Annotated in this window: 13 protein-coding genes; 5 read left to right on the top strand and 8 right to left on the bottom strand. The window is 65.1% G+C overall.

The genetic code is table 11. The annotated features are described in order from the left end of the window. Nucleotides 1–784 precede the first annotated feature (784 nt). From JEY66_RS13825 to JEY66_RS13815, 3 genes are all read left to right on the top strand, one after another. Nucleotides 785–1,399, top strand: coding sequence for an inner membrane-spanning protein YciB (locus tag JEY66_RS13825; RefSeq protein ID WP_016845807.1), 615 nt, complete (start codon nt 785–787; stop codon nt 1,397–1,399). Nucleotides 1,400–1,540: 141 nt separating this feature from the next. Continuing rightward, entirely contained in the window at nt 1,541–1,867 is a 327-nt protein-coding gene (locus JEY66_RS13820; protein ID WP_063709277.1) for a hypothetical protein, read from the top strand. A gap of 159 nt (nt 1,868–2,026) precedes the next feature. Continuing rightward, nucleotides 2,027–3,541, top strand: coding sequence for a FecR domain-containing protein (locus JEY66_RS13815; protein ID WP_370144321.1), 1,515 nt, complete (start codon nt 2,027–2,029; stop codon nt 3,539–3,541). Between the two features lie 92 nt (nt 3,542–3,633). Here JEY66_RS13815 and JEY66_RS13810 read toward each other — a convergent pair whose 3' ends face one another. The 3 genes from JEY66_RS13810 to JEY66_RS13800 form a co-directional block, all read right to left on the bottom strand. Next, a complete protein-coding gene (locus JEY66_RS13810; RefSeq protein WP_026193147.1) occupies nt 3,634–4,461 on the bottom strand; it encodes a class I SAM-dependent methyltransferase in 828 nt (275 codons plus the stop codon). A 117-nt stretch (nt 4,462–4,578) separates the two neighbouring features. Continuing rightward, the gene (locus tag JEY66_RS13805) at nt 4,579–4,989 is read right to left on the bottom strand and encodes a hypothetical protein (RefSeq protein WP_075969278.1); all 411 of its coding nucleotides are present in this window, start codon (nt 4,987–4,989) and stop codon (nt 4,579–4,581) included. A gap of 78 nt (nt 4,990–5,067) precedes the next feature. Further along, nucleotides 5,068–5,373 carry a nickel-binding protein gene (locus JEY66_RS13800; protein ID WP_018273035.1) on the bottom strand — a complete coding sequence of 102 codons (306 nt, stop codon included), beginning with the start codon at nt 5,371–5,373 and terminating at the stop codon, nt 5,068–5,070. Between the two features lie 166 nt (nt 5,374–5,539). Between JEY66_RS13800 and JEY66_RS13795 the strand changes: the two genes are divergently transcribed. Then, complete coding sequence (locus JEY66_RS13795; RefSeq protein WP_016841630.1) at nt 5,540–7,345, top strand: winged helix-turn-helix domain-containing protein; 1,806 nt, start codon at nt 5,540–5,542, stop codon at nt 7,343–7,345. Here JEY66_RS13795 and JEY66_RS13790 read toward each other — a convergent pair whose 3' ends face one another. Together JEY66_RS13790 and asd are read right to left on the bottom strand one after the other, a co-directional pair. After that, entirely contained in the window at nt 7,346–8,146 is an 801-nt protein-coding gene (locus JEY66_RS13790) for an NUDIX hydrolase (protein WP_018273036.1), read from the bottom strand. 120 nt (nt 8,147–8,266) lie between these two features. After that, nucleotides 8,267–9,133, bottom strand: a complete 867-nt coding sequence (gene asd, locus JEY66_RS13785) for an archaetidylserine decarboxylase (RefSeq protein WP_016841636.1) — start codon at nt 9,131–9,133, stop codon at nt 8,267–8,269. A 34-nt stretch (nt 9,134–9,167) separates the two neighbouring features. On the opposite strand from asd, the gene JEY66_RS13780 reads away from it, so the two are divergent. After that, the gene (locus tag JEY66_RS13780; RefSeq protein ID WP_016841637.1) at nt 9,168–10,832 is read left to right on the top strand and encodes an aminotransferase class III-fold pyridoxal phosphate-dependent enzyme; all 1,665 of its coding nucleotides are present in this window, start codon (nt 9,168–9,170) and stop codon (nt 10,830–10,832) included. Nucleotides 10,833–11,123: 291 nt separating this feature from the next. On the opposite strand, the gene JEY66_RS13775 is transcribed toward JEY66_RS13780, so the two are convergent. From JEY66_RS13775 to JEY66_RS13765, 3 genes are all read right to left on the bottom strand, one after another. After that, entirely contained in the window at nt 11,124–11,741 is a 618-nt protein-coding gene (locus JEY66_RS13775; protein ID WP_016841638.1) for a hypothetical protein, read from the bottom strand. Between the two features lie 242 nt (nt 11,742–11,983). Continuing rightward, on the bottom strand, nt 11,984–12,673 hold the full coding sequence (locus tag JEY66_RS13770) for a class I SAM-dependent methyltransferase (RefSeq protein ID WP_018273037.1): 690 nt from the start codon (nt 12,671–12,673) through the stop codon (nt 11,984–11,986). Nucleotides 12,674–12,706: 33 nt separating this feature from the next. Beyond that, the gene (locus JEY66_RS13765) at nt 12,707–13,762 is read right to left on the bottom strand and encodes a glycosyltransferase family 4 protein (protein WP_016841639.1); all 1,056 of its coding nucleotides are present in this window, start codon (nt 13,760–13,762) and stop codon (nt 12,707–12,709) included. Nucleotides 13,763–13,895 lie beyond the last annotated feature (133 nt).

Below are 13,895 nucleotides of genomic sequence, written 5' to 3'. Positions count from 1 at the left end.
GGTATGGTTTGTGACAGGCGCACAACAAATGACGATGCTGCCTTGCGGCGCAACGACACAGGCTCACGATGCGTACGGCAGAAGCGAGAGCAACCGACGGACATCCGAACGGTACCGTTATCCGGCGCCTGGAACCGGCACCGCCGCCGAATATATTTGCGGCGCGTCAACGCCTTGATTCGGCGGCTATTTGAGCCGCGCATCGCAATGCGGCATTGCCGCGAATAGCGGGCCTGACAACAAGACTGACTTTTTCGGCCTGGAACCCCTTGCTAACTTTGACGTTAATCGGGCAGCGTTGTGAACCGAGGGAGTTTCCCCAATGGATTTCGCGAGTCCTCTGCTGAGCAAGCTGAGCATTGTGGCCGCGTACATCGCGTTAGCCTTCGTCGGCGCCATTATTCTCGGCGTGTTCTAGAACATTCGACCAGGCATGAGTTCAGCGCCCGGCGGCCGCTCCCGCCGGGCGCTTTACTTTTTTGCGTTCACTCCGGCCGCAACCACGACGCGACGATCGCGATGAGAGGGCTCGCATGCGATGCGCGCGCAGGGCCGCGCCTTCAGTGGCGTGTTCTGCATTGGTCAGACCTGGAAGCGGCCGGCTCGCCCGCGAGTACGACCTGATGTCCGCTGCTGTGCAACGGCCGGGCGGACATCGAGTTTGGCGAGTCGCCTCCAGGTAATGGCTTGTATCTGCCCGGCGGTCGCTTCATGTGGGTCGCCGGACCCGCTATAAGAGCCGCATTGTCGAAAATGAATTGAACCTGCGGGCGATTGGCAATCAATGAAGCACTTCCTCACCGCGGCAAGGCTGTTGGCCCTCGATCTCGCCTCGACGCTTGTCTTTCTGGTGCTGTTCCTGCTGACGCACAACACCGCGCTTGCGGTCGGCCTCGGCGTCGCATTCGGCGTCGTGCAGATCGGCGTCCAGATGGTGCGCGGCAAGCGGATCGACACCATGGAGTGGCTCAGCCTGTTCCTGGTCGTCGCCGCCGGCACCGCCACGTTGCTGACCCATGACCCGCGCTTCGTGCTGTTCAAGCCGAGCGTGATCTACGCCATCGTCGGCATCGTGATGCTCAAACCCTGCTGGCTCAACCGCTACCTGCCCGAGATCGCGCAGAAAGTCGTGCCCGATGTCGCAGTCAGGGTCGGCTATGCCTGGGTCGCCCTGATGTTCGTCTCCGCCGGTGTGAACGCCTTCGTCGCGCTGACCTGCGAGATCACGACATGGGCTGTCGTGATGCCTATCTTCGGCATCGTGAGCAAGATCGTGGTGTTCCTCGGCGGCTTTGCCGCGCTCCGCCTCACCGCGAGGCGCCGCATCCGCGCCATGCCGGAGGCCCAGCGCGAGGCCGTGCTCGCGCTCGAAGGGGCAGCGGCGCCCGCGGCGCCGTAACCCCCGATCGGGGTGTGGTTGACGAAACAAACGGCCCGCGCGACGAAACCATTTTGCCCTGGCGACGAAGAATTGCCGAAACCAAGCCTGCCTAGTGATGGCTTCGACAACGCGCTGCTTCGGCGCGATCACAAGGGGGACATGATGGCTTTCACCGCTTCCGCGCTTCGTCACGGCAAATTGCTGGCGGCAACCGCGCTCACGCTCGGTCTGCTGACCTCGGCGTCCTTTGCCTACACCGACGAGCAGCAGCAGATGTGCACCAGCGACGCCATGCGGCTGTGCAGCTCGGAAATCCCCGATGTCGATCGCGTCACCGCCTGCATGATCCGCCAGCGCGCGCTGCTCAGCGACGGCTGCAAGGCGGTGTTCCACCACGTGCCGCCGGCGGCTGCGCAACCCGCGAGTTATGCGCCCGCGACCAAGCCGGCGAAACCGCTCAATCTCACTCCTCACAAGCGCGGCTAACCAAAACCCCAACAGCGACCAGGCACCGCGCTTCCGGCAAAGGAGCGCGGTGCTTGATCGTTTCGGTCCGCCATGACAACAAGGCGGGATCGTTCATCCGGCATTCAGCCTGACGCGGCTCAATTGCCGTCCCCACTGCCTCCCCGGGAATCGATGGTGATGCGCCGCACCTTTCTCTTCGCGCTGCTGCTTGGCGCCGGCGTCACGATCGGTTGGCAACCAACGGCCAATGCCGCGCCGGACCTGACGCGGCTCGCACAAGCGCAGCCTGCACAGGCGCCCGCCCCGGCGCCGAGTCCGACGCCGGCAACACCTGCTCCTGCTACGCCCGCTCCTGCAACGCCGGCGCCGGCCGCGAATGCGCAGCCCGCGGCGCCGGAGCCGATCGGCAACGTGGCAACACTGACAGGAACCGCGACCGTCACGCGCAAAAACACCGCGACGCCGCTGCAGATCCGCGACGACATCTTTGCCAATGACGAGGTCGCGACATCGGCGACCTCCTCGCTCGGCATCACCTTCAACGACGGCACCACCTTCAACCTGCGCGCCAATGCCAGGATCACGATCGACAATTATTTCTATGAGGACGGCGGCCAGCAGAACAGCGCGCTGTTCAACGTCACCAAGGGAACGGCGGCCTTCGTCGCCGCCGCGGTCGCCAAGACCGGCGACATGAAGATCTCGACCCCGACCGCGACGCTCGGCATCCGCGGCACCACCGGCCTCGTCGAAGTGCCCGAAGGCGCCACCGCGACCAGCAGGAATGTCGGCATCAAGCTCTATCCCGACGCCGACGGACATGTCGGCCGCATCGAGGTCAACGACCGCAGTGGCGCTTCGCTCGGCGTGCTGACGCGCGGCGCGAGCGGCTTTGCGATTCGTCCGGGCACCGGCGGCGCCCGCTTCGCAGCGGTGCCGCTGACGATCTCGCCGCAACAGATCACGCGCGACCAGGGCTTTGTGCGCCAGGTCCATAGCGCGCAGACACTGGGCCGTCAGGTCGTGACCGAGCAGCGCGACTTCCGCCGCGCCAATCCCGACTTCCGCAGGGCGAATCCGGCCGCGCCCTATCCGAACCGCGGCCAGCCGGTGCAGCCGAACCCGCAGCGGCAGAACGGCCTGCCGGGCCAGAACCGCAACGCCCCGCAGCAGCCGGGTCAGCAGAACCGTCCCGGCCAGCAACCGGGCACGCCTGGCCGGCAAGGCTCGCAGCAGCCCGGCACGCAGCAGCAAGGCGGCGCACAGCATGCGCTGCCCGGCCAACCCGGCGGCGCGACGCTGCCGCACGCGACCGGCGTCCAGACGCCAGCCGGACAACAGCCGGCGGGACAACAGCCCGCGCGCCAAGGCGGCGCGACGCAACCCGGCGGACAACAATCGCCGGCACGGCCGGGCGGCCTGCAGCCCGGCCGCACACAGGCGCCGGGCGGCGTGCGCCAGCCAGGATCACCAGCGGCCCAGCCGGGTCAATCGGGCGCACCGCGACAAGGCACCGCACAGCCCGTGCCGCAGGCGCCCGGCCAGATGCGACCCGGCGTCCAGCAGGCCGTACCGGGCGTGCGTCCGGGCATGCAACGGCCCGCCGTGCAGGCGCGTCCAGGCTTCCAGCAACGGCGCGCGCCGCCTCCGCCGCGCGGCGCGAAGCCTCCGCCCAGGGACAAGCGTCAGTAACCGAGCGATCGCATCAATGTCGATCAAACGTGCGAATGGCGCCGGCGAGAACGCCGGCGCCACGCGCAGATCGACCGATGGCGAGCGGCAGATCAGCCCCGCCTGGTGATCACAGCCTCCAGATACTCACCCGGGATCACCAGCGTGCCGTCCCTGGCGATATTGAACTGGTCCATCAGGCCGAACATGTCGGCGGCGAGCAATTGCTGCTTGACCGGATCGATCGCCCCGAACGCCTTCAGCACCGGACCGTAATAGGTGCGAAAGATCTCGAGGAAATGCTCGCGCGACCTGTAACGGAAATTGAAGTGCCTGCGCTTGGCATCAAGCCTCGCCTGCGGGCCGAACAAGGCGCCGAGATGCGCCTCGGTGCCCCACAGCGCGGGAGACTTCACGCCCGGCGCCGGCGGCACATATTTGCCGATGGTCTTGAACACCTGGCCGATGAACCCTTCCGGCGTCCAGCTCGCAAGGCCGATCTTGCCACCGATGCGGCAGACGCGGCGCAGTTCATTCGCCGCTTGCTGCTGATCGGCGGTGAACATGACACCGAAGGTCGACAGCACGACATCAAAGCTGGCGTCGGCAAACGGCAACTTCTCCGCGTCCGCTTCCTGGAACGTGACGGGCAGACGCTCCGCGGCTGCCCGCTCGCGGCCGCGCTCGAGCAACGCTGCGACGTAGTCGGTCGAGACCACGTCGGCAAAGCGCCGCGCCGCGGCCAGCGTCGCATTGCCGTTGCCGGCGGCGACGTCGAGCACCATTTGATTGCTGCGCAGGTCGACTGCCTCGCAGAGCATCTCGCCGACGATCTGGAGCGTGGTGCCGACCATCGCGTAGTCGCCCGAACTCCAGGTGGCTTGCTGGCGCGCCTTGACGGCGGCGAGATCGACAGTCGGCATTTCGGTCTGAACGTTCATGTGCATCTCCTTTGAAAATGTGATGCGGCTCGTGGCGAGGCCGCCGGCTTCGCCGAAAGTCCGCGAGTTGCGCCAAAACGGCGTCGAGCAGTGCAATGACTTCAAATGTGCTGCGCGCTACGTGCGGCGGTCGAGCAGGACCGGGATGGTCGATGCGGCGACGATGCTCCAGTCCGAGCGATGCCTGCAGCCGTGGCTGCTACGCTGAGTCGAGGCCTCCTGCTGCGCCGGAACTGCACGATGCTCCCGAGCGACAGGTTCCTCCGCTCTGGTGAACACGGGTGAGGACAAACCCGCGATCACGAGCCCGAGCAGTGCGCTTCGGCCGACCGGCCGCGAGCAGCGGCTGCCGGCGCCCTTCGACTGACGGCCGCCGGCCTCGCGCGGCATCAGGCGACTGGCTTGCCGCTCGCGATGTGCGAGCATGCCTGCGACCGATTGATTGACGATCCGGCGGATACGCAAAAGCAGGAAGGAAAAATACCTTCGTACCGGACTTGAAATGGATTCCATGAATGAAATCGACATAATCGTTTCCTTGATCGAAGTGTGATGGCGCCCCGGATCAGGTTTGGCCGGGATACGCCATGCGACGCCGCGCAGGCGTCATTCGGCTGCAATGGGCGGTTGGACCGGATCACCACGCACCACCACGGTTGCCGCGACCTTGTAGAATTCCTCGCCCGGCATGCCGACGCAGCGCGCATGCTCCCGGATCGAGTCACCGTCACGCGCCTCGTATATGCAGAATGTGCCGATGCGACCGTCCGCCTCATGCACCACATAACTGCGGATCCAGCGGACGCGGTCCGGCATCTGCTCGTCGCCGATCCTGGCGGATGTTGCGCCGGCGAGTTCCAGCTCGCCCATGTTCGCCCAGGCGCTCGGGCGGCGAATGACATAGAGTTCCATCGAAATCTCCTCGGTTGCGACCGTTGAACGGCAGGCTGCGCTCATGGCGAGCCATGATGAGCTATAGACGCCGTCGATGCCGACTGTCCTTACCGCGGACTGATCATTGCCTGATCTTTGTCTGATCTTTGCCTGAACCTTTTCCGCCGAGCCCGAACTCATACACATGGCATTCTCATTCGGACTGTTCGAGCTTGATGAAGCTGGACGCGTGCTGCTGTGCGCGCGCCAAGAGGTCCCATTGCAGCCGCGTGTGTTCGATCTGCTGATCTATCTGGTTCGACACCGCGAGCGGGTCATCTCCAAGGAAGAACTCCTCGAAGCCGTCTGGCCGGATGTGACGGTCACCGACAACTCGCTGCAGCGGGCGGTGAGTGCGTTGCGCGCCGCGCTCCGCAACGGCGGCATGGACGGCGCGATCCGAAATCTGCCGGGCAAAGGCTATCGCTTTTTCCTCGAGTCCGAGATCAGGCAGCCGGAACGCATCGACCCCAAGCAAGTCGATGGCACCGTCGGTGCGATCGGTCTCGCCCGCCGCGCAGCGGCCGGACAATTGTGGTTGCAGGCAGCGACGCTGTTCGCGAGCGCGGATGAAGGCAGCCAGCTCAACGCTGAAGATTTCCACGATTGGGCGCTTGCCCTGCAGTGCCTCGGCAGGGCCACGGCAGCGATCCCGATTCTGGTTCGCGCGGTCGCCGCACGCAGCCAGGCCGGTGACGCGGCAGGCGCCACGGTCGACGCGATAGCACTCTCGGCCCTGCATTTCGAAAGCGGCCAGGCCGCGATCGGAAAGGGCTGGCTCGCGCGGGCGGAGGATTGGGCTTCAACGCTCGACGATCCCCCGACGACGGCCCTGGTGTTATGGATGAAGTCGAAACTGGCTGCTTTCGATGGCGAGCCGGAACAGGCACTCGCGTTGGCCGACGCCGCCTACACCGCCGTCAGATACAAGGACGCGATCAATATCGAAGCGCTGAGCCTGGCCTATCGCGGCTTCTATCGGCTATGCCTCGGCGACACACACGGAGGACTGTCCGATCAGGACCATGCCGCCGCAGTTGCCCTGTCCAGCAATAATCTGGACCCGATCATGGGCGGCAACCTCTATTGCAACATCCTCTGGGCGGCCCGGATGTTCGGAGATTGGGCACGCGCCGACCAGTGGACGCGGAGCTACCAGAATTTCTGCTCGGGCAGCGGCATGGAGTTGACGGGCTCATGCCAGCTGCACCGCTCCGAGGTGCTCGGCATCAGGGGCTCGCTCGACGAAGCGCTGGCGCGCATTCAGGATGCGCTCGCGCGCCTGACCAGCGATGCGCCCTGGTCGCTGGGCGATGCCAACCGGGTGCTGGGCGATATTCAGGCGGCGATCGGCAATGACGACGCAGCGCTCGAAGCCTATGACAGGGCTTACACGCTGGGCTGGTGCCCGGAACCGGGCCGCGCCATGCTGCTGCTCGCAAGAGGCGAAGCGGAAGCCGCCTATGCCAGCCTCGAGCGGAGCCTGATCGGCAAGACCTGGTGGACGCTGCAGCGGCGCGGAATCCTGCTCGCGCATCTGGCGCTGGTTGCCGCACACACGCATCGGACCGCTCGAGCGAAGGCATTGATCTGCGAACTTTCGGGAAGTCCGGATCGCTGGCCGATGCCCTCGATCCGTGCGCTGACCAACGAAGCGCAGGCGATCCTCGCGATTTCCCGGCAGGATCATGAAACAGCCATGCGGCATCTCCATCTCGCTCGCCAGCTGTGGTCCAGCATCGAAGGGCGGGTTCAGATCGTGCGGCTGAGGCTTCAGATCTCCAGCCTCCAGCTGCAGCATGGCGACGTTCGCGGCGCCATTGCCGAAGTTCATGCGGCACAGCTTCTGGCGCGCGACCTGGGTTCACCCAAGCGGCTTGCCGAGTGTCTTGCCTTGCAGCGCGACATCGACGCCTGGCAGCCAACGGCGCGACGTCAGATGTGCGGATGATCACGCCGCGCGACGCAGCCAGTCGCGCACGCGTTCGATCAGATTCTTGCGCGGCGCGGGCTGAGGTGCCGCGCCGGCCGGCGCGACCTCGTGCATCAATGGCGGCGCTTGTTCAGGGATCACCGTCTCGGCGCCCCGCTCGGTCTCGGCAGCTGCATCGGGTGCGGCCACCGGAACGTCGTGCGGCGCCATGGCCGGCGGATCGGGTTCGCCTTGCGCCAGCGGCGGCTGATCGATGGCCGGCGCCTCTGCCGGGGCGGCCGCATCGGCAACATCCGGCGCGTCGGCAACCTCCTGCTCGTCGATGACCTGTGGCACTGCGGCTTCGCGACTCCGCCGGCGCTCTGCGGCCACGGCCCTTGCCCGCGCGCGCCGCTCGCGCTCGGCGAGCGCCGCGGCCTGCAACGCGATCGGTCCGACATTCTCCAGAAACGCGCGCTCATAGCCGCGCGACAGACGCTCGAGCGCCGCGTCGAGCGGCAGCCAGTCCACTTCGCGGATGTCGTTCATCAGCGCCCGCACCGGCTTGCCGCCGGCATCCATGCGCCAGTAGTGCACCACCTTGGAACGGCCGCCTGAATCATAGACCAGCGTGCCGAGGAATTCGTGCACGTCGACGTCGTGGCCGGTTTCCTCGAGCACCTCGCGCTCGGCGGCGGCGCGCGGCGTCTCGCCGTCGTCGAGCTTGCCCTTCGGCAACACCCACTCATTGCGCTTGCGCAGGCGCACGACGGCAAAGCGCGGCGGTGTCTCCCGCCGCAGCACAATGCCTCCCGCCGCCAGAACAGGCGTCCGCGCCATCTCGTGTCCATCAGGTTTGCGATTTAGGATCGTCGCACGACGATCCTGACTATTCTAAGCATGATCTCGAAAAGTGGAAGCCGGTTTCATGCTCAAACGATGAGCGCGATGGAAACAAGGCTATAAAGGCTTTCGCAGCAACGGTTCGCCGCATTTGATCCGCGTTCCCTCCGCGACATTGTCGCAGAATTCGAAATTGCCGGGCGCCAGCACGATAATGGTCGAGCCGTGCTCGAACCAGCCGAGCTCATCGCCCTTCTTCACATGCGCGTCACAGGAGAAATCCACCGGGCCTCGCGACTGCGCGTTCAGCGTGATATCGAGGAAATGCAGGCGGAGGCTCGCCACCAGGATGGCGGCGACCGGAACCAGCGTCAGTGCTTCGCCGGTTGGAAGCTTCGCGCGCAGCACCGCGCGCTCGTTCTTGCAGAACAGCCGCTCGATCCGCTTCAGCGCGATCGGATTGACGTTCCAGACGTCGCCATGAATGAACGTCACCTTGTCGATGGCAAGATCATAGGGCGCGTGGAAACGGTGATACATGCTCGAGGTCAGCCGCAGCGTGACGAAGCTGCCGTTCCGGTGCTGCTCCACCAGCGCCGGATCGCCGACCAGATCGAGCAGAGAATAGGGCGCGCCCTTGACCTGGAACAATTGCCCGTCCTCGATCCGCCCATGCGCGCCGATGATCGCATCCGACGGGCTCGCGATGATGGCCGGATCGGCCGCCGCCGGACGCAGGCCGGGCTTGAGCTCGCGGGTGAAGCAATCGTGCAGGCTCCTGAACTCCGTCTTCTTGGCCTCCGACAGATCGAGGTCGGAGAACAGCTTCCAGCAGGCGATCGAGGCGTCGCGCACCAGGGGGTTCTCGACCTTGGAGAACCAGCCCATGAAGCGGGTCAGCGCGGCCCGCGGAATCCGGTTGGTTAGCAGGAAATTGAGGTCTTCCTGCTGGGTGAACGCCGAGATCAGGCCCTTGACTGTCATGAATCTGTTAGGTGCTGAGGCTAGCGCTTCTGTCATGGAAACATCCCTTCCGATTCTCTCGCTGTCCGCCGCCGCGCTTGCCGGCGCCGCCGCAGCTTTCCCCAAAATTCAGGCCCGCATCGCGCTGTCGCGCGCCAAGCACCGCTCGCTGACCGGACATTCCAAGATGTCCAAGATGGTCGCGCGGATGGTCCCGCACTACGAATTCGACATCGACGACTTCTTCCGCTCCGACGGTGCGCCGAAGGACATCGCGATGCAGCGCCAGGACGGCTTCTTCCGCCTCGCCGGCCTCTACGGGGATCGCTACCCCAAGGGCCGCGCGCTGACCGCCGAGGTGACGGAGCGCATCTCCGATCTGCGGTTCACCGAAACCTACCGCGTGCCGTTCCAGTACAGCCGCCTCGTGCGCGAGCATCTCGGCACCTCGGCGTTCGTCGAGGCTTCCAGCGGCGTCACTGTCACAGACGTCGACGGCAATGTGTTCTACGACCTGACCGGCTCCTACGGTGTCAACATCTTCGGCAACGACTTCTACAAGGAGTGCATCGCCGAGGGTGAGAAGCGCGCCCACGCGCTTGGCCCCGTGCTCGGCCCCTATCACCCGGTCATTGCCGACAACGTCAAACGGCTCTGCGAGCTGTCCGGCCTCGACGAGGTCTCGTTCCACATGTCCGGCACCGAGGCCGTGATGCAGGCGGTGCGGCTCGCGCGCTACCACACCAAGCGCACGCACCTGGTCCGTTTCGCAGGCAGCTATCACGGCTGGTGGGGCGAGGTGCAGCCCGGCGTCGGCAATCCGGTGTCGCCGCACGAGACCTTCACGCTCGCCGACATGTCGGAGAAGACGCTGCACGTGCTGCGGACGCGCAATGACATCGCCTGTGTGCTGGTCAACCCGCTGCAGGCGCTGCATCCGAATTCCAACGCGCCCGGCGATTCCGCGCTGGTCGACTCCTCGCGTTCCTCCAAATACGACCGCGCCGCCTACACCGAATGGCTGAAGAAGCTGCGCGAGGTCTGCACCGAGCGCGGCATCGTCCTGATCTTCGACGAGGTGTTCGTCGGCTTCCGCCTCGCCGCCGGCGGCGCCCAGGAATATTTCGGCGTCAAGGCCGACATGGCGACCTACGGCAAGAGCCTGGCCGGCGGGCTTCCGGTCGGCGTGGTGTGCGGCCGCAAGGACCTGATGCGCCGCTTCCGCGACGACCGTCCGGCCGACATCTGCTTTGCCCGCGGCACCTTCAACTCGCATCCCTATGTGATGACGGCGATGGACGAGTTCCTGAGCCGGCTCGCCAGCCCGAACTTCCGCTCGATTTACAACGGGCTGGACGAGACCTGGAACGGCCGCGCCAGGGCGCTCAACGAGCGGCTCAAAGCCGCGGGCCTTCCGGTTCGCGTCGGCAACATCTCGTCGATCTGGACCGTCTATTACACCGAGCCGTCCCGCTACAACTGGATGCTGCAATACTATCTGCGGGCCGAGGGACTGGCGCTGAGCTGGGTCGGCACCGGCCGCCTGATCTTCACCCTCAACTACACCGACAACGACTTTGCCGAGGTCAGCGACCGCTTCGTCGCGGCGGCCGAGAAGATGAAGCGCGACGGCTGGTGGTGGCACAAGGCCGGCCTTACCAACAAGAACATCAAGCGGCAGATCCTGAAGGAGATGGTCGCCGTGAGGTTCGGCCGCTGAGCCAACGCGCCGTTCCTCCGCCCCCTCGCCCCGCTCTTGCCTCTTCGCCTCTCCCGCTTGCGGGGGAGGCCAGATCGCATCGCAAGATGCGATCTGGGTGGGGGCTCTCTCCACGCAAAGGTTCCGACTCGCGGCAACCCCCTCACCCCAGCCCTCCCCCGCAGGCGGGAGAGGGAGCGTAGTCCGGTTGTGGCCAGCAGCGCGGCGTAAAATCTTCACGAGAATCCTAAGAACGTAGATGCCCGGGACAAGCCCGGGCATGACGCAGTTTGAAGACGCTGGGAGCAACGATCAGGCGTGCTTGACGTGCTTCTCGAGACCCGGATCGATCAGTTCGCCCTTCATCAGGAACAGCGGCGCCTTGTGATAGAGCTTCAGGTCGTTGAAGGGGTCGGTGATGATCTTGGTCATCCAGACGAGGCCGGTCTCGACGTCGCGAATGAAGAACAAATGGATGGTGCGGAACAGGAGGCCGCCGACGCCGACCACGAGCCAGATCTTGGCCACCTGGCGGGTGAAGTCGCCCATCGTGACCCAGGGCTTGAACAGGCCGAACAGGGTCGGATCGAAGTACAGCACCATCGGCGACAGCGCCCAGATCGCCATCAGCACGACCTTGCGCTGCAGATTGTAGCCGACCTTGATGTCTTCCTTGTGCTCGTGGGTCGCCTGGTTGACGTGGTCGTAACCCTTCGGCTCGAAGAAGAAATGACCGGCCTGGCGCGAGGTCATCGAGACCAGCCAGCCGACCAGTGCCGATACGACCGGATCGAAGAACAGCATCACATAGGCGAACAGGAAGCTCAGCGCGCTGACGAAGTGCAGGCTCTGGTTGATCCGGCTGTGATGATAGAAGCGATGGTCATCCCAGCGCTGGGTACGCAGCTCTTGCAGGAAATTCTTGATCATTGGTTCCCCCAACATCTTTCGGGACAGGATTTACAGGGATTCGATGTATCGCGTGTGACATCATCATAATGACATATGACAATGCGGAGCGACGCCTTGACGCAACCGGAGCAGGGTTTTGCCTCATCCCGACGAAGTCTGCGGGGATAAGGCGAAGGAGATCGTAGCCTCCCGGTTCGGGATGCGCTGTGCGCTACCTCAGCCGGGAGGAGCGGCGGGCTGGGCCGCCTGGCCGGGCCGCCTCAGGCGGCTTTGGCGACATCCGCCTTGCGGAAGCGGACCAGCGAGAAATGGCCGAGCGGCGGAATCAGGCGGCGCTCCGCGAGCTCCATGCCGCGCGCGCCCGCGAGCCATTTGGTGTAGCGCGACCAGGCGAATTCGGCGGTCCGGAACCCGAGCGGGCGCACCACCGGCTGCAGCTTCTGCTCGATGAAGCGGCGGACGCCGGCGTCGGCGCTGACGCGGGTCAGGATGATCAGTTCGCCGCCCGGACGCACCACGCGGGCGAACTCGTCGAGCGCGGCTTCCGGGTTCGGCACCGCCGACAGCACATACTGCGCCATCACCACGTCGAACGAATTGTCGGAGAACTCGAGCTTCTCGGCGTCCATCACCGCGAGGCCCTCGACATTCTTCAGGCCCTGCTCCGCAACCCGCTTCTTGGCTTTCTCCAGCATCGCTTCCGAGATATCGGTGCCAAAGATGCGGACGTTCTGGCTGTAGAGCGGCAGCGAGATGCCGGTGCCGACGCCGACCTCGAGCACCCGGCCACCGATCTTGTTGGTGGCCTGGATCGCGGCCTGCCGGCCCTTGCTGAACACACCGCCGAACACGAGGTCGTAGATCGGCGCCCAGCGGTCATAGGCCTGCTCGACCGTCTCGCGGTCGAAATCCATGGAACGGTCGGCACCCAGCTTGATGATTTCAGCCATAGATCGTCTCTCGTCTCTCGTTCGATTGAGCTGTTAATTCGGAACCGCACTGCGGCCGGCAACGCGGCGGGCGTGCCGCGGCGCGCGGCTCGGCTGCAGCGTGGCCAGATTGCCGATGAACTGACGCGCACTGTTTTCCCAGGAACGCTCCAACGCAAAATTGCGGCAGTCCGTGCGCGACATCGTCAGCGCGCGCAGGCAGGCGTTGCGCAGGTCGTTGTCGATCGCGCCGATGGGATGGTTGGCGATGACATCCTTCGGGCCGGTGACCGGGAATGCCGCGACCGGCGTGCCGCAGGCCAGCGCCTCGAGCTGCACGACACCGAAGGTGTCGGTCAGGCTCGGGAACACGAAGACGTCGGCGGCGGCAAGGTGCGAGGTCAAATCCTGCCCCTTCTTCTCGCCGAGAAAAATCGCGTCTGGATATTTCTGTTCCAATGCCGCCCTTTGCGGGCCGTCGCCGACCACGACCTTGGAGCCCGGCAGGTCCAGCGACAGGAAGGCGTCGAGGTTCTTCTCCACCGCGACGCGGCCCATGGTCATGAAGATCGGCCGCGGCAGATCGAGCAGCGCCGGCTGGTCCGGATTGAAGATCCTGGTGTCGACGCCGCGGGTCCAGAAGCCGAGCCTGCGGAAGCCGCGCTCGGCGAGCTCTAACCGCAGCGAGTCGGTCGCGACCATCGTCATCGAGCCGGCGGCGTGGAAGTGGCGCAGCACCGCATAGCCGACACTGTCGGGAATGCCGGTACGAACAGAAACATATTCCGGGAAGCGCGTTGTATAGGATGTGGTGAAGGCCAGCTTGTTGCGCCGGCAATAGCCGCGCACCGCCCAGCCGATCGGCCCTTCGGTCGCGATGTGGATCGCCTCAGGCGCAGCCTCCTCGATCCGGCGCGCGATCTCGCGGCGGTTCGGCAGCGCCACGCGCAGGCCCGGATAGGTCGGCACGCCGACCGAACGGAAACCGTCGGGAGTGAGGAATTCGATCTCGGCGCCGAGTCCGGCTGCGCTGCGCGCAAGCGACGTCAGCGTCCGGACCACGCCGTTGACTTGCGGATGCCAGGCATCGGTCGCAACGAGTATGCGCATTGCAGGAGATCCAAATCGTTAATCTTGATTCTGCTCGCACGACGTTCTGACATGGATGTTTCAAACGTATGACGTCATCGAAATGTTAGGTTGTTTTTCCCGGCAAACGGCCGGTTTTTCGTGTAACGTGACA

The organism is Bradyrhizobium elkanii USDA 76 (assembly GCF_023278185.1).
Lineage (GTDB): Bacteria > Pseudomonadota > Alphaproteobacteria > Rhizobiales > Xanthobacteraceae > Bradyrhizobium > Bradyrhizobium elkanii.
The sequence above is the reverse complement of the archived record's forward strand: the minus strand, read 5'-3'. Positions and strand labels throughout refer to the sequence as shown.

Coding starts and splice junctions, on each gene's coding strand:
- JEY66_RS13825 (WP_016845807.1), top strand. CDS start 785: ATGAAGCACTTCCTCACCGCGGCAAGGCTGTTGGCCCTCGATCTCGCC.
- JEY66_RS13820 (WP_063709277.1), top strand. CDS start 1,541: ATGATGGCTTTCACCGCTTCCGCGCTTCGTCACGGCAAATTGCTGGCG.
- JEY66_RS13815 (WP_370144321.1), top strand. CDS start 2,027: ATGCGCCGCACCTTTCTCTTCGCGCTGCTGCTTGGCGCCGGCGTCACG.
- JEY66_RS13810 (WP_026193147.1), bottom strand. CDS start 4,461: ATGAACGTTCAGACCGAAATGCCGACTGTCGATCTCGCCGCCGTCAAG.
- JEY66_RS13805 (WP_075969278.1), bottom strand. CDS start 4,989: ATGTCGATTTCATTCATGGAATCCATTTCAAGTCCGGTACGAAGGTAT.
- JEY66_RS13800 (WP_018273035.1), bottom strand. CDS start 5,373: ATGGAACTCTATGTCATTCGCCGCCCGAGCGCCTGGGCGAACATGGGC.
- JEY66_RS13795 (WP_016841630.1), top strand. CDS start 5,540: ATGGCATTCTCATTCGGACTGTTCGAGCTTGATGAAGCTGGACGCGTG.
- JEY66_RS13790 (WP_018273036.1), bottom strand. CDS start 8,146: ATGGCGCGGACGCCTGTTCTGGCGGCGGGAGGCATTGTGCTGCGGCGG.
- asd (WP_016841636.1), bottom strand. CDS start 9,133: ATGACAGTCAAGGGCCTGATCTCGGCGTTCACCCAGCAGGAAGACCTC.
- JEY66_RS13780 (WP_016841637.1), top strand. CDS start 9,168: ATGGAAACATCCCTTCCGATTCTCTCGCTGTCCGCCGCCGCGCTTGCC.
- JEY66_RS13775 (WP_016841638.1), bottom strand. CDS start 11,741: ATGATCAAGAATTTCCTGCAAGAGCTGCGTACCCAGCGCTGGGATGAC.
- JEY66_RS13770 (WP_018273037.1), bottom strand. CDS start 12,673: ATGGCTGAAATCATCAAGCTGGGTGCCGACCGTTCCATGGATTTCGAC.
- JEY66_RS13765 (WP_016841639.1), bottom strand. CDS start 13,762: ATGCGCATACTCGTTGCGACCGATGCCTGGCATCCGCAAGTCAACGGC.